The sequence below is a fragment of the Bradyrhizobium forestalis genome, from assembly GCF_002795245.1.
GTDB classification, from domain to species: Bacteria; Pseudomonadota; Alphaproteobacteria; order Rhizobiales; family Xanthobacteraceae; genus Bradyrhizobium; species Bradyrhizobium forestalis.
Genome location: NZ_PGVG01000011.1, coordinates 25163 through 50366, shown reverse-complemented (window position 1 = coordinate 50366; position 25204 = coordinate 25163). Strand labels below are relative to the sequence as shown.

The following is a 25204-nucleotide window of genomic DNA, read 5'->3' as shown; positions in this document are numbered from 1 at the left end:
TCAGAATCCATTGCGAAGCAGCGTCTGCAGTTCAGCCCTGCTGAGGTCGCCGAGCCCCAGCGTCTTAAGCGTTCGGCCACCTTGCGCAAAATCTTCGCCGCAGACCGCGCCACCGATCGACAGGAACGCCTTGGCGAGCGGCGTGGCCACGCCAGCCAGACCGGCGACGGAAACCAGCAGCGACAGCCCGAGCCGTAGATCCTCACGCATGTAGCGGTGCTCGGTCAGCACGATCCGCTCGCGCCAGTCGCCGGAATCGGTCAGACGGTCATGCGAACCGCGGCCATACATCCAGATCTCACCTTCCTTCGCGTAATGGTGAGCGAGCGGGAAATGCGGCGCGCCGTAGCCGAGCGCCTCGCGCACCGCGATGCGCTCGGCATCGAGCGCGTCGGTGACCCGGCGGATCGCGGCTTGCGTGCCTTCCTTGTGAATGTCCCAGCGTTCGAAATGCTCGATCGGGCCCGCATTCATTACGATCAGCGGCGGATGGATGATCGGGCCTGCGTTCATCAGTGCGCCTGACAGCGCATCCCCGCACGGTTCGATCACGCCTGGGAAAGCGCGCCCGATCACTTCGAGTGCATGCGGCGCCTGATCAAGCGGGAATACGCCCACCGGAAGCCGCTTGGCGCGGATGGTGATTGCGACCTCGAACGGTCCGTGCTTGCGGGTCAGCCAGGGCAGCGTGCCGGTCTCGGCAAAGCTCGCCTTGGCCTGGTTGCCGGCATCTCGGGCCGCTTGGGCGAAGATCATCGAGCCGAACGTCGCCGGCGGCAGAAACACGACCTGACCGTCCCGCAGATGCGGCGCAAGCAGACGGGCGATATCTGGCTGAGCGAAGGCGGGAGCGGGGCACAGGATCAGCTCCGTGCCGTTGACCGCCGCGGCGATGTCGGTCGTGACCAGCGCAAGCTTCACGTCGTGACGGCCGTTGTGATCCGTGACCAGGATGCGCGAGTCGGCGGCGCGCTGCGCCGCGACCTGATCGGCATCGCGGCGCCAAAGCCGCACCTCATGCCCCGACAGCGCAAAATCGCCCGCGGCCGCGAAAGAGCCGTTTCCCCCACCCAGAACCGCGATCTTCAAGATGCTTCTCCTTGCGCGCGGGACTGCGCATCAAGTTGCTTCAGCAGGAAATGCTGGACCTTGCCCAGCGCCGTTCGCGGCAGATCGGTGACGAAGACGATCTCGCGCGGAACCTTGTAGCGCGCGAGTTGTGCCTGAAGATACGCCCTCAGTTCGTCCGCTCCGAGCCGGCAGCCGGATCTCGCAATGACATAGGCGATCGGCACCTCGTCCCAGCGCGGGTCCGGCCGGCCGATCACGGCGCATTCGCTGACATCGGGATGTTCGAGCAGGACGCGTTCGACTTCGGCGGGATAGACGTTCTCGCCGCCCGATATGATCATGTTTTTCTTGCGGTCGCGGACCCAGAAATAGCCGTCTGCATCGCACAGGCCGATATCGCCGGTGCGATACCAGCCGTCGTGCAACGCATCGCGCGTTGCGGCCTCGTTGCCCCAATATTCGAAGAACACGTTTGGGCCGCGCACCGCGATCTCGCCCGGCGTGCCCGCGGGCAGTTCGTCGCCGGAATGATCTACCACCTTCGCCTCACAACACAGGCCGGCAAGGCCGGTCGATCCCGCGCGCGAAAGGTCGCCGCCAAGCCGCGTGTAGACGGCGATCGGGCAGGTTTCCGTCGAGCCGTAGACCTGAAGCACCGGGACATCGCGCGCGACGAAACGCTCGATCAGGTACGGAGGCACGATGGTCGAGCCGGTGGCGACAGCCTTGAGGGAGGAAAGATCAGCGGTCGTCCAGGCAGGATGTTCGCTCACCGCCTGGAGGATCGCAGGCACCATCACCGTGAGCGTCGGTCGTTCCCGTTCGATGGCCGCAAGAGCGGCATCCGGCGTGAAGCGCGCATGGACCGTGACGGTCGCGCCCAGCTGCAGCGCCGGCGTGGTCTGGATGTTGAGGCCCCCGACGTGGAAGAATGGCAGCACGGTCAGCACGTGGTCGTCAGACGTCATGTTGTGCATGTGCTGGCTCATGACGCCGTTCCAGAACAGCGCCTCCTGGCGCAGCACCGCGCCCTTTGGCCGTCCCGTCGTTCCTGACGTGTAGACGATGAGCAGCGGGCAGGAGAGGTCGGTGTGCGGGTTGCGGTCACTGCCTTGGCTGCGGGTCAGCAGATCTTCGAATGTCGTGCCGCGAGGCGGCGTGAAGTCGAGGCCGACGACGGATGTCCCCGGCGCGGTCTGCCCAAGCTCGGCGAGCACTCCGGAAAATGCCTGCTCGAGCACCAGGACCTTGGCGCTGGCATCGCTGAGGATGAACAGCTGCTCGGCGACTGCCAGCCGCCAGTTCAGCGGCACCAGTATCGCGCCGAGCCGCGCGCACGCGTAGAGCAGAACCAGATAGTCCGGCCGGTTCAGGCTCAGAATCGCGACACGGTCGCCGCGGCCGACGCCGAGCGCCCGCTTCAAGGCCGTGGCCGTTTGCTCGATGCGCGCGGCGAATGCCGCGTAGCTCAGCCACTTCCCTTCGAAGGCAATGGCTGTCTTGTCCGGCGCGAACGCCGCGTTGCGGTCGATCAGGCTACAGAGGTCCACGGTCAGTCGTCCGTTTCGCCGGCCTCGTAGAGCGCTTCGCGCCCGATCCGGTCGAGGCAGAGCTCGGCGGTCCAGGGCAGCATCAGTGAGCCGCAGCGGCTGTCGCGATAAATCCGCTCCAGCGGCAGCGACCTGAGCATGGCCTGGCCGCCGCAGGTGCGGATCGCGAGCGCGGCGAGCTCATTGGCGCCCTCCATCACCGAATATTGCGCGGCGTAGGCGCGCAGAACCTGCTCCTTGCTCGGATTGGCGCAGGCTTCCGTGACAGCCTGGAACCAGATCGACTTGATCTGCTCCAGCTTGATCTGCATCTGCGCGACCGCGATCTGCTTGGTCGGGTACATCCGCCGCTTGACCGGCGGCATGCCCGGAACCTCGCCGCGCAAGTAGCGCACCGTAAAGTCATAGGCGGCTTGCGCGAGGCCCATATAGGTCGGCGACAGGGTCAGGAACATGTGCGGCCAGCGCATTGCGGCCTGGAAATAGACGCCACGCGGCATCAGCGCGGAATCCTCCGGCACGAACACGTCCTTGAACAGAAGTGTTCGCGAGACCGTGCCGCGCATGCCCAGCGGATCCCAATCGCCTACGACCGAAACGCCTTCCGACTTCGCGGAGATCGCAAGGTAAAGGGTGTTGCGGCGCGATGCCTTCTCGCCTTCCTCGACCTCGGTGCAGAGCACACCGTAATAATCGGCATGACCGGAGAGCGACGCAAAGATCTTCTTGCCGTTGACGATCCAGCCGCCTTCGACCGGCCTTGCTTCCGTGCCGAATGCGACCCCACCCGCAGCTGCCGCGCCGCCTTCGGAGAAGGGCTGCGAATAGACCGCACCGTCCTCGACGATCCGCCTGTAATGAATCGCGCGCCGCCGCTCGTGCTCGGCGCGCGTCTCTGGATCCATGTCGAGATCGTCGGCGAGGGGACCCGACCACAGGGTCGAGCAGACATGCATGTTCCAGGTCAGCGCGGTCGCGCCGCAATAGCGGCCGATCTCGGCGGCAGCCAAGGCATAGGTCTGGTAGTTCGCGCCGAGGCCGCCGTGCTTCTTGGGGACGGCAATGCCGAGCAAGCCGGCGCGATGCAGGTCGCGATAATTCTCAGTCGGGAAGGTCGCGTCGCGATCGTAGGCCGCGGCGCGCGTGGCGAATACGCTCTGGCCGATCTCGCGGGCGCGCGTGACGATGCCGGCCTGCTCGTCGCTCAAGCGGAATGCGACAGGATCGAAGATCGGCGCATCCAGCGCGACCTTGTTGGTCGTGCCAATAGTATTGCTGACTTGCATGGTCATCGCGCAGTCACCCTTACGCTTTGGTCGTCACGGAATTCAGGAAGCGGCCGAGTGCCTCGTCGAAGGCATCGGGACGTTCGAGATTGGCGAGATGGCCGACGCCAGCGAGCTCGACATATTCAGCACCCGGAATATAGGTTGCCGTCTTTGCCATCATCGGCGCGGGCGCGTTGTTGTCCTTTGAGCCGGACAGCAGCAGTGTGGGCACCGAAATATTCCCAAGTGTGCTGCGCTGATCGAAGCCGATGAGAGCCAGCATCATGGCGCGATAGCTGGCCTCGGGCACGCTCCCCATGCATTCGCGGGCAACCTCCATCCCGTTCGGATCGGGATCGTCGCCGACGAGCTCCTTCACCAGGGAAGGGGCCAGCGACTTCATCGTCTCCCCGCGATCGAGCGGCCCGAGCCGGGCCGCGATGAATGATTTCTGCCAGTCGCCATCGGCCTTGCCGAAGGCGGGGCTGGTCTGCGCCAGCACGAGCGCGCGTGCCAGTTTGGGAGACTGCCCCAGCCACTTCTGGACGATCATGCCGCCGATGGAATGGCCGATCAGAATAGGCCTGCTGGCACCGAGCTGCTCGATGAATTGCTGGAGCGCCTTCGCCAGGGCAGCGATGCTGACGCTGGTGAGCGGCGCCGATCCGCCATAACCCGGCATGTCCCATGCGATGGCGCGGAAGCGGTCGCCGAATGTGGCAAGCTGTTGCCGCCAGGCCCGCGCCGCGCCGCCGATGCCATGCAGGAAGATCAGGGGTATCGCGCTCGGATCGCCCGCGGCTTCATAGGCGAAGCGTCCGTCCTTTGTTATCATTGGCACAGGCTGCGACACGCGACATCCTTTTGCTGGGCCCTTCGATGCTAACAGGCCTGTGGGGGATGGGAAGCGATAATTTTATACTTAAAGCAATTTTCGGGCCGCCTCTCGCGCGGCGGCATTCGGGGGGCGATCGCCGCTTTCGTTGCAAAAATTTGAAGGTTAAAATATATCGGAAGAACAACCACGAGATCCCTGGGAGCCAGCGCATGTCCGGATTGCCGCATTCGCCGCACGCGCTGGTGACCGGTGGCGGCCGCGGCATCGGCCGTGCGATAGCTGCTTCTCTCGTCGGCGCTGGCGCGACCGTGACCGTGCTTGGCCGGAACGCGGCGGTATTGGAAGAGGCAGTCAATGCAGGTGCCGCGCACTTTGCGGCCGTCGCTGATGTCTCGAGCGAAGCGTCAATGAAAGCCGCCATTGCCGCGGCGAGTGCGCGCAAGCCGATCGATATCCTGATTGCCAACGCGGGCAGCGCTGAGTCGGCGCCGTTCGCGAAGTCTGACAGCGCTCTCTTCAGCCGCATGATCGATGTCAACTTCATGGGCGTTGTGCATGCCGTCCAGGCTGTGCTGCCGGGCATGAAGGATCGTCCCTATGGCCGTATCGTCGCGGTCGCGTCGACGGCCGGGCTCAAGGGCTATGCCTATGTCAGTGCGTACAGCGCAGCCAAGCACGCGGTCGTCGGCCTGGTGCGTTCGCTTGCTCTCGAGATGGCTGGAAGCAACGTCACCGTGAATGCGGTGTGTCCCGGCTTCACCGACACCGATCTGGTTGCCGGCAGCATCGAAAACATCATGAAGAAGACGGGCCGAACCCGTGATCAGGCGATTGCAGAGCTCGCGAAACACAATCCGCAAGGGCGCCTGATCACGCCTCAGGAGGTCGCAGACGCGGTTCTCTGGCTGTGCGGCGAGGGCGCCGGCGCGATCACCGGACAGGCGATCGCGGTTGCCGGTGGTGAAATCTAGCGCGCGTGCGCAGGCGCGGAACAGAAAATCCAAGGAGATCGCATGAGCAGACCCGCCAATCCCGTCACCGTCCCGCTTGCGGATTACTCGCCGCAGCACTTCCTGCTGGCCGTGGTCGACGGCGTTGCGACGGTCACGCTCAACCGCCCCGAACGAAAGAACCCGCTGACGTTCGAAAGCTACCGGGAACTGACCGATTTCTTCCGCGCCTGCGCGTTTGACGATGCAGTCAAATGCATCGTCGTCACCGGCGCCGGCGGCAATTTCTCGTCCGGCGGCGACGTCTTCGAGATCATCGGCCCGCTCGTGAAGATGGACACCAAGGGGTTGACTGCCTTCACGCGCATGACCGGTGATCTCGTCAAGGCGATGCGGGCGTGCCCGCAGCCGATCGTGGCCGCGGTCGAGGGCATCTGCGCCGGGGCCGGGGCGATCATCGCCATGGCATCGGACATGCGCCTTGCGGCAAGCGGGGCGAAGGTAGCGTTCCTGTTCAACAAGGTGGGGCTGGCCGGCTGCGACATGGGCGCCTGCGCAATCCTGCCGCGGATCATCGGGCAGTCCCGCGCCTCGGAGCTGCTCTACACCGGCCGGTTCATGACTGCGGACGAAGGCGAGCGCTGGGGCTTCTTCAGCCGCATCGTCACGCCGGAGCAGGTGCTGCTCCAGGCACAATTGCTGGCCAAGCAGGTCGCGGAGGGGCCGACCTTCGCCAACACCATGACCAAGCGGATGCTGGCGATGGAATGGGCGATGTCTGTGGAGGAGGCGATCGAGGCGGAGGCCGTTGCTCAAGCGCTGTGCATGACGACGGCCGATTTCGAGCGCGCCTTCGAGGCTTTCGCCAACAAGGTCAAGCCGGTCTTCCGGGGCGATTAGGGCCGATCGTCTTTATGGCGGCCACACCAGCAACGGGGACTTGCGCGAAATTATTTTAGGCTTAAAATAGTTTCATGGCCGGGTGAAGTGGCGAGGCTCCCATGAAAGTCGCGATCATCGGTGGCGGACCTGCGGGTCTCTATGCTGCGATTCTGCTGAAGAAGCAGCGGCCGTCCGCCGACATCACGGTCTATGAGCGCAATCGGGCCGACGACACCTTCGGCTTCGGCGTGGTGTTCTCGGATGCGACTCTCGATAATTTCGAGAGGCACGATCTTCCGAGCTACCGCCGCATCACCCAGGAATTCGCCTATTGGGACGACATAGCCGTGCATTTCCGCGGCACGGTGCATCGGGTCGGCGGCAACGGCTTTTGCGGCTGCTCGCGACGCAAGCTGCTTCTGATCCTCCAGGAGCGCGCGAGAGAGCTTGGCGTCGCGCTGCAGTTCGAGGTGGACATCGACGATGAATCCCGCTTCGCCGATGCCGATCTCATCCTCATCGCCGACGGCATCAACAGCCGTTTCCGCGAGAAATACGTCGATCATTTCCAGCCAGAGGTCGACGTCCGCTCCAACAAGTTCGCCTGGATGGGATCGACCAGGCCGCTCGATGCCTTCACCTTCATCTTCCAGGAAACCGAGTGGGGGCCGTTCATCGCCCATGCCTATCAGTACGAGGCCGGGCATTCGACCTGGATCTTCGAGACTGACCCTGAAACGTTCGAGCGGGCGGGGCTGACAGGGCTGGACGAGGCTCAGTCCGCTGCGCGGATGGCGGACATCTTCGGCTGGTTCCTTGATGGGCACAAGCTGCTGACCAACCGCTCGATGTGGCGCAACTTCCCCATGATCCGCAGCAAGCGCTGGGTCAAGGACAACATGGTCCTGCTCGGGGATGCCAAGGCGAGCGCGCATTTCTCGATCGGCTCCGGCACGAAGCTTGCGATGGAGGACGCGATCGCGCTGGCCGAAGCCATGGAGAAGGCGCCCAGCATCGAGGCGGCGCTGGAGGTCTATGAGCAAGGCCGTCGCGAGGAGGTTGAGAAGACGCAGCATGCCGCCGACGTCTCGCTGGTGTGGTTCGAGCATGTCGACCGCTTCTGGGATTTCGACCCGGTGCAGTTCGCCTTCGGCGTCATGACGCGCTCGAAGGCGATCACCTATGACAATCTGAAACTTCGCGCGCCGGATTTCGTGGCGGAGGTCGACAAGTCGTTTGCCAGGCAGGTGCGCCGCAGTGGCTTCGATGTCGACACGGATCAGCCGATGGTGCCGCTGTTCCAGCCGTTCCGCTTGCGTGAAATGAAGCTCGCCAATCGCGCGGTGATGTCGCCGATGTGCATGTATTCGGCGCAGGAGGGTGTGCCGACGGACTTCCACCTCGTGCATTACGGCTCGCGCGCGATCGGCGGCGCCGGGCTGATTTTCACCGAGATGACCTGCGTCAGCCGCGACGCTCGGATCACGCCCGGCTGCGCCGGCCTGTGGAACGACGAGCAGGAGGCCGCATGGCGGCGCATCGTGGATTTCGTCCACGGCAATTCGGCCGCGAGGATCTGCCTCCAGCTGGGCCACGCCGGCCGCAAGGGCGCAACCAAGTTGATGTGGGACGGCATGGACCGTCCCCTGGAGCAGGGCGGCTGGGAGGTCTTTTCGGCTTCGCCCTTGCCCTATTTCCCCGACAGCCAAATGCCGCGCGAGCTCGATCGGGCCGGCATGAATGCGGTGAGAGACGCTTTCGTCGCGGCGGCCGAGCGCGGCGAGCGCTGCGGCTTCGACATGCTCGAATTGCACTGTGCTCACGGGTATCTGCTCGCGAGCTTCATCTCGCCGCTGACCAATACCCGTACGGACGAGTATGGCGGTTTGCTTGAAAAACGGCTGCGCTTCCCGCTCGAGGTGTTCGAAGCGCTGCGTGCGGCGTGGCCATCGTACAAGCCGATGTCGGTGCGCATCTCCGCGACCGACTGGGCTGACGGTGGCATCACCGGCGACGACGCCGTCGCCGTCGCGCGCGCCTTCGCCGAGGCGGGTGTCGATCTTGTCGATGTCTCGACCGGCCAGACCGTGCGCGATGCGCAGCCGGTCTACGGGCGCATGTTCCAGACGCCCTTCTCCGACCAGGTCCGCAACGAGGCGCGCGTGGCCACCATGTGCGTCGGCAACATCACCACGGCGGACCAGGCCAACACCATTTTGGCCGCCGGCCGGGCCGATCTCGTCGCACTCGGTCGTCCGCATCTTGTCGACCCCTTCTTCACCATGAAGGCGGCGGCCTGGTACGGGGCAAACGACGCCTTCTGCCCGCCGCAATATCTGCCCGGCAAGGATCAGATTTTCCGGAACAGCGTGCGCGACCGCCAGGACCTCGAGGAGCTGAGAATTAAGGCTAAGCCCAAGACCCGGGCCGAGCTCAAGGCGGAGGCGACAAAGCCGCTTGCGGCGGAGTGACCGCCCGTGCGACGTTAACCCATTGCCTGTGTTTCGAGTGGAGTTTGGGCGATGAAGGCGATTATCGTCGGTGGCGGTATCGGTGGTCTCACCACGGCATTGATGTTCCGCTCGCGCGGCCTGGATTGCGAGATCTACGAGCAGGCCGACACTATTCGCGAGCTCGGCGTCGGCATCAACACGCTGCCGCATGCCATGCGCGAGTTGGCCGGGCTCGGCCTGTTGCAGAAGCTCGACGACGTCGCGATCCGCACTGATCAGCTCTATTACCTCAACCGCCACGGCCAGGAGGTCTGGCGCGAAGCCCGCGGCATCGACGCCGGTCACGACGTGCCGCAATTCTCGATCCACCGTGGCCGCCTTCAGGGCGTCATCCATCGCGCCGTCGAAGAGCGGTTTGGGCCGCAGGCGATTCACACCGGCTGCCGGCTTGGTGCCTTCACGCAGGATGAGGGCGGCGTCACCGCCTACTTCTTCGATCGCGCCGGCGCGCACGTCCACACCGCGCGTGGCGATATCCTGATCGGCGCCGACGGCATCCATTCGCGCGTGCGCGAGACACTGTTCCCGAACGAGGGGCCGCCGTGCTGGAACGGCTTGATGTTGTGGCGCGGCGCCCGCGACTGGCCGCTGTTCCTGACCGGCAAGTCAATGATCGTGGCCGGCGGTCTCAATGCCAAGGTGGTGATCTACCCGATCGCGGAAGGATCGAGCCCGGCAAGCCGGCTGACCAATTGGGCGGTGCTGGTGAAAGTGGGCGAGGGCAACGCACCGCCGCCACGGAAGGAAGACTGGTCGCGGCCGGGCCGCCGTGAGGAGCTGATGCCGCATGTCGCGCGCTTCTCGGTTCCCTACATCGACGTGAAGAGCCTGATCTCGGCAACGCCCGAATTCTACGAATATCCAACCTGTGACCGTGATCCCTTGCCTTATTGGTCATCGGGCAGAGTCACGCTGCTCGGCGATGCCGCGCACCCCATGTACCCGGTCGGCTCCAATGGCGCCTCGCAGGCCATTCTCGACGCGCGCTGCCTTGCGGATACGCTGGTGCGCGCCGAACACCCGCGTCAGGCCTTGCTCGAGTACGAGAAGAAGCGCCTGCCGATGACGGCCGAGATCGTCCGCTCCAACCGGCGTGGCGGGCCCGAGGGCGTCATCGACGCCGTCGAGCAGCTCGCGCCCGACGGCTTCGACAATGTCGACAACGTCCTGAGCTATTCCCAGCGCGAAGCCATCGTGCGCGGCTATGCCACCAAGGCCGGTTTCGCCGCGGTGCCGGGACTTGCGGCAGTGCGCGCTTGAGATACGCTGCTAGCCGCCGGGAGGCGGCGGCAGGAAGTGGATGTTGAACTCGGCGGCCATCGCCACCACGTCCTCGGGCTTCTGTTCCTTCATGTTGTGAAGGCCCCAGAACAGGTCGAACAGCTTGCGGCTCGGGGAGACCCAGAACAGCACCTTTGCGGTCTGCTCCGACTTGTTGAAGATGCCGTGCGGCACGCCCATGCCCAGGCGGATCAGGTCGCCCGCGGTTGCCTGCGCTTCCGAATTACCGAGCACGAAATCGAGCTTGCCCTCCAGCATGTAGAGATACTCGTCCTGGTCGGGATGGATGTGCGGCGGCACGAAGGTGCCCGGTGGCAGCGTCGCATGCCAGGAGAAGCTGTTCTCGGCGTAGCTCTTCGGCACATAGGTCTGGCCGAGGATGTTCCAGGAGATGCCCTGGATGCCCTCATTGGCCCGGGTGATGCCGGTGATTTCGCTCTTCATTGCAGTCCTCCCGTAACGCTTCGGCTCAGTTCGCCGCCTTGCAATCCTTGGCGTAGCGGTCGCCGTAGTTCTCAAAGACCTTCTGCACGATCTCGGTCTGGAACTTGCCGTCCGGACGCTTGGCGACCTTGGTCAGGTAGAAATCCTGGATCGGATAGCCGTTGGTGTTGAACTTGAAGGTGCCGCGCAGCGAGGTGAAGTCGGCTTTCTTCAAGGCGGCGGCGACCGCGTCCTTGTTGGAGAGGTCGCCCTTCACGGCCTTGACGGCGCTCTCGATCAGCATCGCGGCGTCGTAGGCCTGGAAGGCGTAGGTGCCGGGAACACTGTTGTAGGCGGCCTCATAGGCGGCAACGAACTTCTTGTTCTGGGGATTGTCGAGATTGGGCGCCCAGTTCGCACCGCCGAACATGCCGACCGCCGCATCCTGCTGCGCCGGCAGGGTCGATTCATCCACCGTGAACGCCGAGAGCACCGGAATGCTGTCTGCAAGGCCCGCCTGGCGGTACTGCTTGACGAGATTGACGCCGAGGCCGCCCGGCATGAACGTGAACAGCGCATCGGGCTTCTGCGAGGAGATCTTGGAGAGCTCCGGCTGGAAATCCAGCGTGTTCAGCGGCATGTAGGATTCTTCGGCGATCTCCCCCTTGTAGTCGAGCTTGAAGCCCGCGACCGAATCCTTGCCGGCCTGATAGTTGGGGACCATCAGGTACATGCGCTTGTAGCCGCGATCCTGCGCGACCTTGCCGAGGATCTCGTGCACCTGATCGTTCTGATAGGACGTCACATAGAAGAACGGGTTGCAGTCCTTGCCGGCGAAGGTCGACGGCCCGGCATTGGGGCTGATCAGGAAGGTTTTCGATTCCGTGATGGGCCGGTGGATCGCCTGGAGGATGTTCGAGAAGATCGGCCCGACCACGAAGTCGACCTTCTCCCGCTCGAGAAGGCCCTTCACCTTCGTCACTGCTGCATCCGGCTTGAGCTCGTCGTCGACGACGACGACTTCGACGTCGCGGCCGCCCATCTTGCTGCCGAGATCCTTCACGGCGAGCGTGAAGCCGTCGCGAACCTGTTGGCCAAGCGCGGCGGCAGGTCCCGACAGGGTCACGATCACACCCAGCTTGATTTTGTCCTGGGCGAGGGCAGGGGGCACCACGGTGCCGAGCAGCATTGCGGCTGCGGCCAAGGTCATTTGCGTCTTCATCATCTGTCCCTCGTGACGATTGGCTTGCGCTGCAAGCCACGTACTCCAATCCAAGCTTATGCCGATGACGGCCGCCGCGGCAAGCCGAGCTGGAGGCATCGCATGCTTGCGGGCAATTGCGCATGCAAGCGGCGCGCCAATTATTTGAAGCCTAAAGAAATCGGCGTGCGGTCGATTGTTGCAGCTTTGGACTTGCAGCCGGCTCGGATTTATTTGAAGCTCAAAACGTTGGGGAATCCGTGCCGGCGCCAATGCCGGCCGTGAGTGACTGCATCAACATGCTCGATTCCGAGACCAAAGCCGTCGAAACACCGGAGGACCACGCCGAAGAGCTTCGGCTGTGGCTGCGGCTCTTGACCTGCACGACCTTGATCGAGGGCGAGGTGCGCGGCCGGCTGCGGCAGCGGTTCGATGTCACGCTGCCGCGTTTCGACCTGATGGCGCAGCTCGACAAGGCGCCTGATGGCATGACGCTGTCCGATGTCTCCAAGCGCATGATGGTGTCGAACGGCAATGTGACCGGCCTCGTGGAGCGGCTGGTGGACTCCGGTCATCTCGACCGGCGGACCTCGGAGACGGACCGCCGTGTCCAGGTGATCCGCCTCACGAAGCTCGGCCGGGCGGAGTTTCGCAGGATGGCTGCGGAGCACGAAACCTGGATCGCCGATCTCTTCGCTGACCTCTCGCCGAAGGACGTGCGCGAATTGATGCGCCTCCTCGCCAAGACCAAGGCCTCGGCGCAGAAATCGGCCGCGCGGCGCCGGCCATAAACGGGCTGGCCGCGCAGGCCGCAAATCCCCTTTGCCGCCGGAAAAAGCAGGGCATGCCCAAAATCCGCTATTGCGCCAAATTGTTTTAAGCCTAAAATGTTTTCCAGATCGTGCTGCCGGGTGCAATCCATGCTGAAAGGAGCGTGCGATGGCCAACGCCGCCAAGGTTCAAGTGACGGGCTCGCATGACGGCAATGCCGCGACGGCCCATCTCGATACGTTCGCGCGGCAGCATCTGCCGCCGCGCGAGCTCTGGCCCGAATTCATTTTCACGCGGCCGGAGCTGCGCTATCCCCCGCGACTGAACTGCGTCAGCTATTTCCTTGATCGCTGGGTCGAGCAGGGCCAGGGCGATGCACCTTGCGTCGTCAGCCCCGGTGTCAGCTACACCTATCGCGAGCTGCAGGCGCTGGTGAACCGCATCGCCAACGTGCTGGTCGGCAAGCTTGGTCTCGTCCCCGGCGGCCGCGTGCTGTTGCGCTCTGCCAACAACCCCATGATGGTCGCGACCTATTTGGCGGTGATCAAGGCCGGCGGCATCGTCGTGGCGACGATGCCGCTGCTCCGCGCCAAGGAACTGTCTTATCCGATCCAGAAAGCGGCGATCACGCTGGCACTGTGCGACGGAAAACTCTCCGAGGAGATGGAGAAGGCGAAGGCCGCAGCACCCGGTCTCGAGCGCGTCGTTTACTGGGGCAACGGCGCTTCCGATTCGCTCGAAGCGCTGATCGCGGATGCGAGCCCGGAGTTCGGGGCGCTCGATACCGCCGCCGATGACATCTGCCTGATCGCCTTCACGTCGGGCACGACAGGCGATCCCAAGGGCACCATGCATTTCCATCGCGACATGCTCGCGGTCTGCGACGGCTATGCGCGCAACATCTTGCGGGCCGAGCAGAAGGATCGCTTCATCGGCTCGGCGCCGCTCGCGTTCACCTTCGGCTTCGGCGGCGTGTTGTTTCCGATGCATATCGGCGCTTCCTTCGTGGTGCTGGAGAAGACGACGCCGGACGACATTCTGAATGCGATCGAGCAGTACAAGACCACGGTCTGCTTCACGGCGCCGACCGCATACCGGGCCATGCTCGGCAAGCTCGCGGGCCGCAACATTGCTTCGCTCCGCAAATGCGTCTCCGCCGGCGAGACGCTGCCCAAGCCGACATTCGAAGCCTGGCTGAAGGCCACCGGCATCAAGCTGATGGACGGCATCGGTTCGACCGAACTGCTGCACATCTTCATCAGTGCGACCGAGGACGACATCCGCCCCGGCGCCACCGGAAAGCCCGTGCCGGGCTATGAGGCCAAGATCGTCGATGACGAGGGCCGCGACGTGCCGCCCGGGACGATGGGGCGGCTCGCCGTGCGCGGGCCGACCGGCTGCCGCTATCTGGCCGACGAGCGGCAGCGGAAATACGTCCAGAACGGTTGGAACATCACCGGCGACACCTATCTGATGGATAGCGACGGCTATTTCTGGTACCAGTCGCGCTCCGACGACATGATCGTGTCGGCCGGCTACAACATCGCAGGGACCGATGTCGAGGCGGCGCTGCTCACGCATCCGGCGGTCGCCGAATGCGGTGTGGTCGGAGCCCCGGACGAGGCGCGCGGCATGATCGTCAAGGCCTATGTCGTCGCCGCGCCCGGCGTGACGGCTGACGCTCAGCTCGTGGCCGAGTTGCAGGAACATGTCAAACGCGAGATCGCGCCGTACAAATATCCGCGGGCCATCGAATTCGTGGCGCTATTGCCGAAGACCGAGACCGGCAAGCTGAAACGCTTTGCCCTGCGGCAGCTGGCGCAGGCCGCGGCGACGTCCTCAGGCGTCGCTGCGGAATGAGAGAAGGATAGAGAATTGTCTGTGACGACGCCGAAGGGCCCGCAACTCGCGGTTCTGCCGACAGCAGCCGAGGATGGAACGCGCATCAAGGCGCAGATCCTCCAGCCATCAGGCTGGCCGGTGCCGAAGGGCTATGCCAACGGCATGGCTGCCGAGGGGCGCATCGTCGTCACCGGTGGGGTGATCGGCTGGGACGCCGAAGAGCGTCTCGCCGACGGCTTCGTCGCACAGGTGCGTCAGACCTTGAGCAACATCAACGCGATCCTGGCCGAGGCCGGGGCCCGGCCCGAGCACCTCGTGCGCCTGACCTGGTACGTCGTCGACATGGACGAGTACCTGGCCAGCCTGAAGGAGCTGGGCAGGGTCTACCGCGACGTCTTCGGAGCGCACTATCCCGCGATGGCGCTGGTTCAGGTCGTCCGCCTCGTGGAGAAGGCGGCGCGCGTCGAGATCGAAGCCACCGCCGTCATTCCTCGCTGAGCTCTGCCGCGATCAGCTCGCCTCGGTCAGCTCGCCTTGGCGAGCTCGTCGTCCTCGGGCGAGTTCAGATAGACGCCGGACATGGTGTCGACCCAGCACAGATGGTCGTGCACCTTCTTCACGCCCTCGACGTTCTCCGCTGCGACGATCGCGGCCTGCCGTGCACGCTCCTCGGTGATGACGCCGCTGAGATGAACGATACCGTCGCGCACGATTACGTTCAGTCCGAACGGACACCAGTCGTTCTTCTCCATGGTGTCGATGATGCGGCTGCGAATATGATCGTCGTCCGCGGTCGGATCCGGTACTTCGCGGGCGAGCCCTGCCACCGCCTGCAGCAGATTGGCGCGGGATACGATCCCAACGACCTTGTCGCCGCGCACGACCGGCAGTCGCTTCACGTTGTTCCGCTCCATGAGATCGACGATCTCCGCGAGCGCGGTATCCTCCGTGATGGTCACGGGCGAGTCGGTCATCACTTCCGAGACCTTGCGGCCGTGCTCGTGAACGAAGTCGCTGGCGGATGTGCCCGGACCGAGGATGAACCGCAACCAGCGCCCGCGCTTGCGCCCGGTTCCGATTTCGCTGCGGCGGATGAAATCGCCTTCCGACACCACACCGACCAGCTTGCCGCTATTGTCGATCACCGTGAGACCGCTGACATGTCGCTTCAGCATGATATTTGCCGCTTCGACGATGCTGGTGTCGGGGGTGACCGAGATGACCGACCGGGTCATGATCTGGTGGGCGCGCATGGACAACTCCGCTGGTGTCTTGAGATTCCGATGCACGAAACCTAGCCCGGGTACCAAGGTGCGGTTTGACTCAGGTCAATCGGGCGAACATGGCCGGTCCTGATTGAGCAATTGTGATCCGGTTCCGGATTTGATGCAGCTCAAGACGGATTTTGAGCCTCGCCATATCCTGTTGCCGACGTAGAATTGAGCCCGCAGGATATGAGCTATGAGCGTCGTGCAGAAGTTTCCACGGGCTGAAGAGCCGGCGGTGCAGGTTCTCCCCGCTGATCCCGTCGCTCGTCCGGAAGCCCCACCGGTGAGCTCCGAAAGGCTCGGACACACGCCGGTCGCCGCCGGTTCTCAGGCTGGATCGGAGCCATATCCTTTTGACCGCGCCCTTCACGCGATGCTGGCGCGGTTCACCGGCGGGATCTCGCCACTTGCCTTGTCGCTCGCCTGGCTCGATTGGAGTTCGCATCTCGCCGCGGCGCCACAACGCCAGGCGGAGATTTCCCGCAACCTTCTTCGCGATATCGGCCGGCTCGCGCAAGCTGTCGCGCACGCGGCGTCACCGGGGCAAGCGCCGTGGTCCGTGATCCAGCCGCAGGAACGGGATCGCCGTTTCAGGGGATCGCAATGGGAGATCGCACCGTTCAATCTGATGGCGCAGGCATTTCTGCTCGGAGAGCGCTGGTGGCGCGATGCTGCGACGGGCGTGCGCGGCGTGTCGCACGCAAATGAAGCCATCGTCGAGTTCTCGATGCGCCAGACGCTCGACATGCTGGCGCCGTCGAACTTCGCGGCGACCAATCCGAAGGTGCTGGAGAAGGCGTTCCAGAGCGGCGGGGAGAATTTCGTCTTCGGCTGGCAGAACTGGTGCAGCGACCTGATGCGCCTGCTCTCCAACTCGAAGCTGGCGGATGACGCGCAGTTCGTGGTCGGCAAGACAGTGGCGGTTTCACCCGGCAAGGTCGTCTACCGCAACGAGCTGATCGAGCTGATTCAGTACCATCCGACCACCGCGCAGGTGCGGCCCGAGCCGATCCTGATCGTGCCGGCCTGGATCATGAAATATTACATCCTCGATCTCTCGCCGCAGAACTCGCTGGTCAAATACCTGACTAGCCAAGGTTTCACCGTGTTCGCGATCTCCTGGCGCAACCCGGATACGAGGGATCGGGATCTCGCCTTCGATGATTATCGCAGACTGGGCGTCATGGCGGCGCTGGACATGATCGGCCTGATCAAGCCGGGTCGGAAGACCCACGCGCTCGGCTATTGTTTGGGCGGCACATTGCTGTCGATCGCTGCCGCCGCGATGGAGCGCGACGGTGACAACCGTCTCGGCACCGTCACACTCCTTGCCGCCCAGACCGACTTCACCGAGGCCGGAGAGCTGACGCTCTTCATCAACGAGAGCCAGGTGACCTTTCTCGAAGACATGATGTGGCAGCGCGGCTATCTCGACACGACGCAGATGGCCGGCGCCTTCCAGCTGCTGCGCTCCAACGAACTGATCTGGTCGCGGCTGTCACATGATTATCTGATGGGCGAGAGCGCACCGCCGAGCGACCTGATGGCCTGGAACGCCGACGCCACGCGGCTGCCTTATCGCATGCACTCGGAGTATCTGCGCAAGCTGTTCCTCGACAACGATCTGGCGGGAGGGCGCTATCTCGTCGGAGGCAGGAGCATTTCGCTCTCGGATATTCACGCGCCGATGTTCGTGGTCGGCACGCTCGCCGATCACGTGGCGCCATGGCGATCCGTCTACAAGATCCACTATCAGGTCGATGCCGACGTGACGTTCCTGTTGACCAGCGGCGGTCACAATGCCGGTGTCGTGGCGCCTCCGGAGGAGCCCGGCCACTTCTATCAGGTGCTGACCAAGGCTGCTGATGCGCCCTATGTTGGTGCGGATGAATGGTTGAAGCTGGCTCCGCGGGTTGAAGGGTCGTGGTGGCCGGAATGGACCAAATGGCTGGCGGCACGCTCCGGCGCCCCCTGCGATCCGCCGCAGATCGGACTTGGAGACGCCCTCGGCCTCCCGGATGCGCCGGGAGACTACGTCCATACTTAGGCCTCCGGCTCGGAGCTCGGCGTGAGGTCCGAGGAGCGGAAGCGCTTGGCCTTGTCCAGTTTCCGGTAGGCCACCGACGCCGTCCGCAACAGCTTCTTTTGCCGCTTGCGGTTGAGGAAGCGATGGCCGGCATCGAGGCCGACACCATTCAACGACGCCGCGAGCGCCTGTCCTCGTGCATCGTCGTTCAATTGTCCGAGCGACCGCTGCGCCTTGCGCAATTGCTTGAGGATGGACTTGTGCTTCGTCGCGGCCCCATCGGAGAACAGATCCGCAAGCGACTCGGTCGAATAGGTCATCCGCTTGTTGAGGAGCCGCAACTTGTGACGTTTATCGACATCGAGCCTCTTCAGCTTCCGGGCCTTCTTGAGCAGCGTCGTCTCCCACTCGGTCAGCCGCTCCGTCGCGTGGTCGGCGAGCGTGCGGCGGCGCAATCGGATGGCTTCCTTGCTGCGCCGGGTCGACCAGGGACCGCTATCGATCCACGTCGAGGTCTGCTCGACCAGGCGGCGGTAGCGCGCCGATTGCAGCGCGCGCGCCAGCAGCCGGTGGCTCTCGGCCCGTTTCTCGTCCCAGTGCTGAAGCTCGGCAACCACGGCAAGCTCGTCACCGCTCTCGGCGACGACCCGCTCGATCGCCACGTCGAGGTCGCGCACCATGCCGAGCTGGCCGTTCAGCCATTTCAGCTCGGCCCAGACATTCGGCCGCAGGGCATCGTCGACCATCGGCGAGAAGAAGCGGATGGCAGTTCGCAGATGTGTCAATGCGATGCGGATCTGGTGCAGCGCGTCGGGATCGCCGCGGCAGGTGCCGTCGTGCTGAGCGAGCACGGCGTCGAGGTGACGGCGGGCAATGATCCGGAACGCCGTGTCGCAGGCCATGCCAGGGCTAAGGCGGGCGGGCAGGGTGTTACGCCGCGTCGCCGGCTTGGCATGCGTGGTCGCCGTCGAGCTTGTGGTGGGTCGCGACATCCTTGCCCGCATCAATCAGATCGCCCTGTTTGCCCCACACCGATCGCGTCCCGGCAGTTCTGGAGCGTCTGCTCCGGTGTCCCGGATGCATCGATGGTCGCCCAGCCGACATGGCCGATATTATAGTCCTCTTGCAGCGCGGCAACCTCTTGGGTGGCATCCGATGCGTCTCTCCGGCGGCCTCCGATCCGCGCTTGCCGGGTCGCGAGGTCTGCGACCAGGAACAGACCGTTCAGCGCCACATTGCGCTCGCGCGCGAGCGCGGTGACCGCGTTGCGTTCGTCCTCGCGAGCGAATACGCCGTCAATGATCGCCGAATGGCCCTGCGCCAGCACCCGCCGGGCGTGCTGAGTCAGCGTGTCGTAGACGCGGGCCGTGACGTCCGGCGTATAGGCGGATGGCGGCAGGCGGTGCGTGTCCTCGACCCCGAACATGTGCTTGCGGGCGAGATCGCTGCGCAGCACGACGGCTCCCGGCTGCGGCGCGACGAGCGGGGCGAGCGCGTGCGCCAAGACAGTTTTTCCGGTGCCGGACAGCCCTCCGACCGCAATCAGACGCGGAGCAGGAGGGTGGATCAGCATCTGGGCGAGTTCGAAATAGCGCCGTGCCTGGTCAACAATACCGGGAGCATCGGAATGCGGCCGCTTTAGCCGTGCCAGGGCAACCTGGGCGCGGATCGCCGCCCGGATCGACATGAACAGCGGCAGGGCCGAGAGCGCGTCGAGATTGTCGGCCGGCGTCGTGGCGAGATAGCGGTTCAGGACCATGTTCGCCGCGCTTGGCTGATCGTGCTGCAACAGGTCCATCAGCGTGAATGCGAGATCGTAGAGCACGTCGACCGTTGCCATCTGCGCATCGAACTCGATCGCATCGAACAGCACGGGCCGATCATCGATCAGAACGATGTTTGCGAGATGCAGATCGCCATGACAGCGGCGCACGAAGCCCTGGCGGCCGCGCTCTGCGAGCTGGGGACGAATGCGTAGAAATGCCGCGTGCGAGGCCTTGCCGAGCTCTTCGATGTCTTCCGCGTTGAAATGCCCGCCGGCCCGCAGACCGTCAATGTTGCCGTCGATCAGGGCCGGGATGGAGGAGACCCATGCTTCTGCGTCGGCGCGTGTCGCCGCCGCGTGCGAAGCCGCGATCGCGTCGGCGGCGGCCGAGGCGAGCATCGTGTCCAGCGGGCCGGCCTTGGCCAGATGATCGAGGGTCCTGCTTTCGTCGAAGCGCGACATGTCGACCGCATACTCGATCGGCCGGCCGGTGCCGTCGATCCTCACCGATCCATCCGGCTCTTCCGTGATCGCCACGACGCGGTGATAGATCTGCGGCGCCAGCGGCCGGTTGATCCTGATCTCCTCCTCGCAGGCCGCCTTGCGCTTCTCGAGTGTCGAATAGTCGAGGAACGGAAACCGGACGGCGCGCTTGATCTTCAGCGCGCGCTTCGCGTCCAGGAACACCGAGGCTCCATGCGTGTCGATCCGCGTCACGCCGGGACGGTCGGTCAGCATCTGGAAGATGCGCTCCTGGGTCGTCGTTTCATCTTTCACCGAAGCGGGCATTCGAAGCACCATCAGGGCGTCAGCACGGCCGCGCCGAGAATCTGGCCGTTCCGCAGCATGCTCAGAACCTCGTTGGCCTGATCGAGCGGAAACGCCGTCGTCTCGGTGCGCACGCCGGCTTGCGGAGCGACCTTCAGAAAATCGAGGCCATCCTGCCGGGTCAGATTGGCGACCGAGACCAGCTGCCGCTCCTGCCAGAGCAAGTCATACGGAAAACTTGGAATGTCGGTCATGTGGATGCCGGCGCATACGACGCGACCGCCTTTGCGGACGGCGCGCAACGCGGCCGGGACAAGCTCGCCGGCCGGTGCGTAAATGATCGCGGCGGCGAGAGGCTCGTCGGGCATTTGGTCCGATGACCCGGCCCAGACCGCGCCGAGACGACGGGCAAGGTCTTGCGCAGCCGCGTCGCCGCGTCGCGTGAATGCATGGACGGAACGTCCCTGCCAAACCGCGACTTGCGCAATGATGTGGCCGGCCGCGCCAAAGCCATAGAGGCCGAGCCTGTCGGCGGGGCCGGCCAGGACCAGCGAGCGCCAGCCGATCAGCCCTGCGCACAGCAGAGGCGCCATCTCCGTGTCGCTGCCGGCCTCACCGAGCGGAAAAGCGTAGCGTGCGCCGGCGATGGTGTGGGATGCGTAGCCGCCGTCGCGCGTGTAGCCGGTGAACAGCGGTGCGTCGCACAGGTTTTCCATGCCCTCCCTGCAGAAGCGACACTTTCCGCAGGTGAAGCCGAGCCAGGGAATGCCCACCCGGTCACCAGGCGCATGCGTCGCTACATTCGGGCCTACGAGATCGACCCGGCCGACGATCTCGTGGCCAGGCACGATCGGATAGCGAATATCGGGCAGCTCGGCGTCGACGAGATGAAGATCGGTCCGGCATACGCCGCAGGCGCTGATCTTCACCCGGATCTGACCCTCGCCCGGCATCGGGTCAGGCCGCTCCTCCATCTGGAGCCGTGCTCGTGGGGCCGGCAACACCATCGCACGCATGAGTCTCTCCGGGGCGAACCGCTCCGATTGAATTATTCATAGAATGACCGAGCGGCCAGTCCTTGACGTCGGTCAACGCCTGTTCCCGGGCGACCGGACCGAGCTTCCCTGCCTTGACGAGGATCAAGCGTCTCGACGCGAGCCGGCCTAATGTGGTGACTGAGGAGAATTCCGATGCCCATCAAGGACGTCTTTCTGCCCCTTGTCGGCCAGCCGCGCGGGCCAGCCTTGGTTGCGATCGAGAAATGCGTGGCTGTCGCCGCCGATCTCGGCGCCAGGATCACAGCGCTCGCGCTCGAGGAAGAAGATGCTTTCGAGCGGCCGAAGGTGATGCTGCCTTACGATCGCAATTCCGTGCAGGCCAGCCCTGGGGCCGGCGACATGCAACAGCTCCTGAATGCCTTCACCAACGCAGCTTCCCGGGCCAACATTCGCGCCCAGAGCCGATCGGGTAGGGTGCCTGCGGATCAGATCAGGGCGATCTTGGCCGAGCATGCCCGCTTCGGCGACCTCACGCTGGTTCCGGTGAGACCGCACGACAGTCGAACAGAGGGCATTGTCGAGGCCTTCTTGTTCGAATCCGGCCGACCTCTTCTGCTCTGTCCCGAACATCTCGCGGACGAACTTCGGCCCGAATTCGAAAACGTCATGATTGCCTGGGATCACTCTGCGCGCGCCGCACGTGCGGTCGGCGACGCGTTGCCCATTCTTCGGGCAGCCAGCTCGGTTCGGGTGGTAACCGTGACGGACGACAAGACTGACGCGATCATGCGATCCGGAACGGCTCTCGTCGATCATTTGCGGGAACACGGGGTCTATGCCTCGTTCGAAACGACGAAAGGGGGCGGCAGCTCGATCGGCAAGGTACTGGGAAGCTGGGCGAATTCCCATGGCATCGATGCGATCGTGATGGGCGCCTATCATCATTCGCGCCTGAACGAGATCGTGTGGGGCGGTGTGACAAAGACTGTCATTGGCCAGCCACCGTGCTGGGTTATGATCTCACACTAGGTTCCTTCTTCCGGCCTGAACGTCAACAATCGGAACCGCCGCTGACCCGGCGCATTTGCTTCCATGTCAGTCTATCGTCTGAACAACCTGCTGTCGCCGCGCTCAGTCGCGCTGGTCGGGGCGAGCGCCCGTCCGGCGTCGGTGGGACGTGCCGTCCTGGAGAACATTCGCAGGGCCGAATTCAAGGGGCAGTTTGGCCTCGTCAACCCGCGCCATGCCGAGATCGGCGGCATCGCAGCGGTGAAGAGCTTGGACAGGTTGGGCTTCGTGCCCGAGCTCGTGGTCATCACCGCCCCCGCGAGCGAGATTCCAGACATTGTCGACCAAGCCGGGCGTCGCGGGTCCGCGGGCGCGCTGATCGTCTCGGCCGGGCTCGGCCAAGGACCGGGATCGCTGCATGAGGCTACAAGCGCTGCTGCCCGCAAACACGGCATGCGGCTGATCGGGCCGAACTGCCTCGGCATCATGATGCCCGGCGTCAGCCTGAACGCCAGTTTCGCCGCGCACATGCCCGGAGCGGGCAACCTCGCGCTGATCTCGCAATCGGGCGCGATCGCCGCCGGCATGGTGGATTGGGCCGCGCAGCGCGGCGTCGGCTTCTCTGGTATCGTCTCGATCGGCGACCAGATCGACGTCGACATCGCCGATCTGCTCGACCATTTCGCGATGGATCACAAGACCCGCGCGATCCTGCTCTACATCGAGGCCATCAAGGATGCGCGCAAGTTCATGTCGGCGGCGCGCGCCGCCGCGCGTGTGAAGCCTGTCGTCGTGGTGAAGTCCGGCCGCATGGCGCAGGGCGCGAAGGCCGCTGCCACGCATACCGGCGCGCTCGCCGGCGCCGACGCCGTGTACGATGCCGCGTTCCGCCGCGCGGGTGTCCTGCGGGTCTCCGATCTGCGCGAGCTGTTCGATTGTGCCGAGACATTGGGCCGTGTCGAATCGCCGACGGGAAAGCGTCTCGCCATCCTGACCAACGGTGGCGGCATCGGCGTCCTCGCTATCGATCGATTGGTCGAACTCGGAGGAATTCCAGCAACCATCTCGGCGGAGGCGCGCAAGAAGCTCGATGCGGCGCTGCCACCGACCTGGTCCGGTGCAAACCCCGTCGACATCGTGGGCGACGCCGACGCCTCGCGCTACGCGGCGGCGCTGGAGGAACTGCTGGCCGACCGCGACAATGACGCAGTCCTCGTCCTCAACGTGCAAACGGCGATCGCCTCGGCCGCCGACATCGCGACGACCGTGACAGAGCTCGTCGGCAAATATCGCGAGAAGCACCGCCGATGGGCGAAGCCCGTGTTGGCGGCCTGGGTTGGAGCCGATCAGCACATCATTCAGGCGCTCTCCGGCGCCGGTGTGCCGAACTATCCGACCGAGGACGATGCCGTGCGCGGCTTCATGCATCTGGTCCGGCACCGCGAAGTGGTGGAGGAGCTGAGCCAGGTGCCTCCCGCGATGCCCGATACCTTCGTTCCGGACGCCCAGGGGGCGAGAGAGATCGTCACCGCCGCGATCGCGGACGGCCGTGAATGGCTCGAGCCTGTCGAGATCAAGCACCTGCTCGAAGCCTACGACATCGCGATGGTACCGACCTATGCGGCAACCGATGTCGAGCAGGCGGTGGCCTATGCGAAGGATATCTTCGCACAGGGCGGCACCGTCGTGCTGAAGATCATGTCGCGCGACATCATCCACAAATCCGACGTCGGCGGCGTCGTGCTCAACCTGACCACGCCTGAAGCCGTGCGAGGGGCCGCCACGGGCATTCTCGCGCGGGCGAAGAAGCTGCGTCCGGAAGCCCGCATCGGCGGCGTCATCGTCCAGGCGATGGTCGTCAAGGCAAAGGCCCGCGAGCTGATCCTGGGTCTCGCCGACGATCCGACCTTCGGCACGGTGGTCGTTTTCGGCCGGGGCGGGACGGCGGTGGAGATCATCAACGACAAGGCGCTTGCGCTGCCGCCGCTCGATCTGCAACTGGCCCGCGATCTGATCGACCGCACGCGTGTGTCACGGCTGCTAAAAGCCTATCGTGATGTGCCGGCGGTCAAGCAAGACGCCGTCGCCATGGTGCTGGTCAAGCTGGCGCAGATGGCGGCCGACATTCCCGAGATCCGCGAATTCGACATCAATCCGCTGCTGGCGGACGAAACCGGCGTGACCGCGGTGGATGGCCGTGTCGCGGTCGGGCCGCCGCAGCGGAAGTTTGTCGGCTCCGGCCCGGCCAACTTCGCCGTTCGCGCCTATCCGTCGCAATGGGAGCGGCGCCTCAAGCTCAAGGACGACTGGCGCATCTTCGTGCGGCCCATGCGGCCCGAGGACGAGCCGACCATCCACGAATTCCTGCGTCACGTCACGCCGCACGACCTTCGCCTGCGCTTCTTCGCACCGATGAAGGAATTCACCCACGAGTTCATCGCACGCCTGACCCAGCTCGACTATGCACGCGCGATGGCGTTCATCGCATTCGACGAGGCCACCGGCGAAATGGTCGGCGTCGTCCGGCTCCATTCGGACTCGATCTACGAGAGAGGCGAATACGCGATCCTGCTGCGGTCCGATCTCAAGGGCAGGGGGCTCGGCTGGACCCTCATGCAGCTGATGATCGACTACGCGCGGTCGGAAGGGTTGAAGACCATATCGGGCGACGTGCTCCAGGAGAACACCGTGATGCTCGACATGTGCCGGCAGCTCGGCTTCGAGGTCAAGCCGGACCCGGCCGAGCCTGACATTTGCGACGTCAGGCTGAAGCTTTGAGCT

Annotated in this window: 20 protein-coding genes; 10 read left to right on the top strand and 10 right to left on the bottom strand. The window is 64.5% G+C overall.

What is annotated here, in order from left to right; all coding sequences use genetic code 11:
• Genes CVM73_RS15365 through CVM73_RS15350 form a run of 4 tightly spaced genes read right to left on the bottom strand, consistent with a single transcriptional unit; the run spans position 1 to position 4724 of the window.
• On the bottom strand, positions 1-1089 hold the full coding sequence (locus CVM73_RS15365) for an NAD/NADP-dependent octopine/nopaline dehydrogenase family protein (RefSeq protein WP_100232803.1): 1089 nt from the start codon (positions 1087-1089) through the stop codon (positions 1-3).
• Positions 1086-2621, bottom strand: a complete 1536-nt coding sequence (locus CVM73_RS15360) for a class I adenylate-forming enzyme family protein (protein WP_100232802.1) — start codon at positions 2619-2621, stop codon at positions 1086-1088. Before CVM73_RS15360 ends, CVM73_RS15365 begins: the two co-directional genes overlap by 4 nt.
• A gap of 2 nt (positions 2622-2623) precedes the next feature.
• Entirely contained in the window at positions 2624-3913 is a 1290-nt protein-coding gene (locus CVM73_RS15355) for an acyl-CoA dehydrogenase family protein (RefSeq protein WP_100232801.1), read from the bottom strand.
• A 13-nt stretch (positions 3914-3926) separates the two neighbouring features.
• On the bottom strand, positions 3927-4724 hold the full coding sequence (locus tag CVM73_RS15350; protein WP_430641301.1) for an alpha/beta fold hydrolase: 798 nt from the start codon (positions 4722-4724) through the stop codon (positions 3927-3929).
• Positions 4725-4936: 212 nt separating this feature from the next.
• Between CVM73_RS15350 and CVM73_RS15345 the strand changes: the two genes are divergently transcribed.
• From CVM73_RS15345 to CVM73_RS15330, 4 genes are all read left to right on the top strand, one after another.
• Entirely contained in the window at positions 4937-5698 is a 762-nt protein-coding gene (locus CVM73_RS15345; protein ID WP_100232799.1) for an SDR family NAD(P)-dependent oxidoreductase, read from the top strand.
• Between the two features lie 42 nt (positions 5699-5740).
• Positions 5741-6577, top strand: a complete 837-nt coding sequence (locus CVM73_RS15340; protein WP_100232798.1) for an enoyl-CoA hydratase family protein — start codon at positions 5741-5743, stop codon at positions 6575-6577.
• A 101-nt stretch (positions 6578-6678) separates the two neighbouring features.
• Entirely contained in the window at positions 6679-9030 is a 2352-nt protein-coding gene (locus CVM73_RS15335; protein ID WP_100232797.1) for a bifunctional salicylyl-CoA 5-hydroxylase/oxidoreductase, read from the top strand.
• Between the two features lie 51 nt (positions 9031-9081).
• The gene (locus CVM73_RS15330; RefSeq protein ID WP_100232796.1) at positions 9082-10332 is read left to right on the top strand and encodes a flavin-dependent oxidoreductase; all 1251 of its coding nucleotides are present in this window, start codon (positions 9082-9084) and stop codon (positions 10330-10332) included.
• A 9-nt stretch (positions 10333-10341) separates the two neighbouring features.
• Here the strand turns inward: CVM73_RS15330 and CVM73_RS15325 are convergent, their stop codons facing one another.
• Together CVM73_RS15325 and CVM73_RS15320 are read right to left on the bottom strand one after the other, a co-directional pair.
• Positions 10342-10797, bottom strand: a complete 456-nt coding sequence (locus CVM73_RS15325) for a cupin domain-containing protein (protein WP_018643141.1) — start codon at positions 10795-10797, stop codon at positions 10342-10344.
• 25 nt (positions 10798-10822) lie between these two features.
• Positions 10823-11998, bottom strand: a complete 1176-nt coding sequence (locus CVM73_RS15320; RefSeq protein WP_100232951.1) for an ABC transporter substrate-binding protein — start codon at positions 11996-11998, stop codon at positions 10823-10825.
• 251 nt (positions 11999-12249) lie between these two features.
• Between CVM73_RS15320 and CVM73_RS15315 the strand changes: the two genes are divergently transcribed.
• The 3 genes from CVM73_RS15315 to CVM73_RS15305 all read left to right on the top strand — a co-directional run bounded on the left by CVM73_RS15315 (position 12250) and on the right by CVM73_RS15305 (position 15088).
• The gene (locus CVM73_RS15315) at positions 12250-12768 is read left to right on the top strand and encodes a MarR family winged helix-turn-helix transcriptional regulator (RefSeq protein ID WP_167406849.1); all 519 of its coding nucleotides are present in this window, start codon (positions 12250-12252) and stop codon (positions 12766-12768) included.
• 148 nt (positions 12769-12916) lie between these two features.
• Entirely contained in the window at positions 12917-14608 is a 1692-nt protein-coding gene (locus tag CVM73_RS15310; RefSeq protein WP_100232795.1) for a benzoate-CoA ligase family protein, read from the top strand.
• 21 nt (positions 14609-14629) lie between these two features.
• On the top strand, positions 14630-15088 hold the full coding sequence (locus CVM73_RS15305) for a RidA family protein (protein ID WP_100232794.1): 459 nt from the start codon (positions 14630-14632) through the stop codon (positions 15086-15088).
• Positions 15089-15114: 26 nt separating this feature from the next.
• Here CVM73_RS15305 and CVM73_RS15300 read toward each other — a convergent pair whose 3' ends face one another.
• Positions 15115-15843 carry a CBS domain-containing protein gene (locus CVM73_RS15300; RefSeq protein WP_100232793.1) on the bottom strand — a complete coding sequence of 243 codons (729 nt, stop codon included), beginning with the start codon at positions 15841-15843 and terminating at the stop codon, positions 15115-15117.
• A 208-nt stretch (positions 15844-16051) separates the two neighbouring features.
• Here CVM73_RS15300 and CVM73_RS15295 point away from each other — a divergent pair, with 208 nt between their 5' ends.
• The gene (locus CVM73_RS15295) at positions 16052-17905 is read left to right on the top strand and encodes a PHA/PHB synthase family protein (protein WP_100232792.1); all 1854 of its coding nucleotides are present in this window, start codon (positions 16052-16054) and stop codon (positions 17903-17905) included.
• Here CVM73_RS15295 and CVM73_RS15290 read toward each other — a convergent pair.
• From CVM73_RS15290 to CVM73_RS15280, 3 genes are read right to left on the bottom strand one after another with little or no spacing between them, the layout of a single operon-like run.
• Entirely contained in the window at positions 17902-18876 is a 975-nt protein-coding gene (locus tag CVM73_RS15290; protein WP_100232791.1) for a CHAD domain-containing protein, read from the bottom strand. The genes CVM73_RS15295 and CVM73_RS15290 overlap by 4 nt on opposite strands.
• Positions 18877-18887: 11 nt before the next feature.
• Positions 18888-20438: a bifunctional aminoglycoside phosphotransferase/ATP-binding protein gene (locus tag CVM73_RS15285; RefSeq protein WP_430641300.1), complete on the bottom strand. Its 1551-nt coding sequence runs from the start codon at positions 20436-20438 to the stop codon at positions 18888-18890.
• An 11-nt stretch (positions 20439-20449) separates the two neighbouring features.
• The gene (locus CVM73_RS15280; RefSeq protein ID WP_100232790.1) at positions 20450-21433 is read right to left on the bottom strand and encodes a zinc-dependent alcohol dehydrogenase family protein; all 984 of its coding nucleotides are present in this window, start codon (positions 21431-21433) and stop codon (positions 20450-20452) included.
• A gap of 174 nt (positions 21434-21607) precedes the next feature.
• Between CVM73_RS15280 and CVM73_RS15275 the strand changes: the two genes are divergently transcribed.
• A complete protein-coding gene (locus CVM73_RS15275) occupies positions 21608-22444 on the top strand; it encodes a universal stress protein (RefSeq protein ID WP_100232789.1) in 837 nt (278 codons plus the stop codon).
• 63 nt (positions 22445-22507) lie between these two features.
• Positions 22508-25201: a bifunctional acetate--CoA ligase family protein/GNAT family N-acetyltransferase gene (locus CVM73_RS15270; RefSeq protein ID WP_100232788.1), complete on the top strand. Its 2694-nt coding sequence runs from the start codon at positions 22508-22510 to the stop codon at positions 25199-25201.
• Positions 25202-25204: the final 3 nt, after the last annotated feature.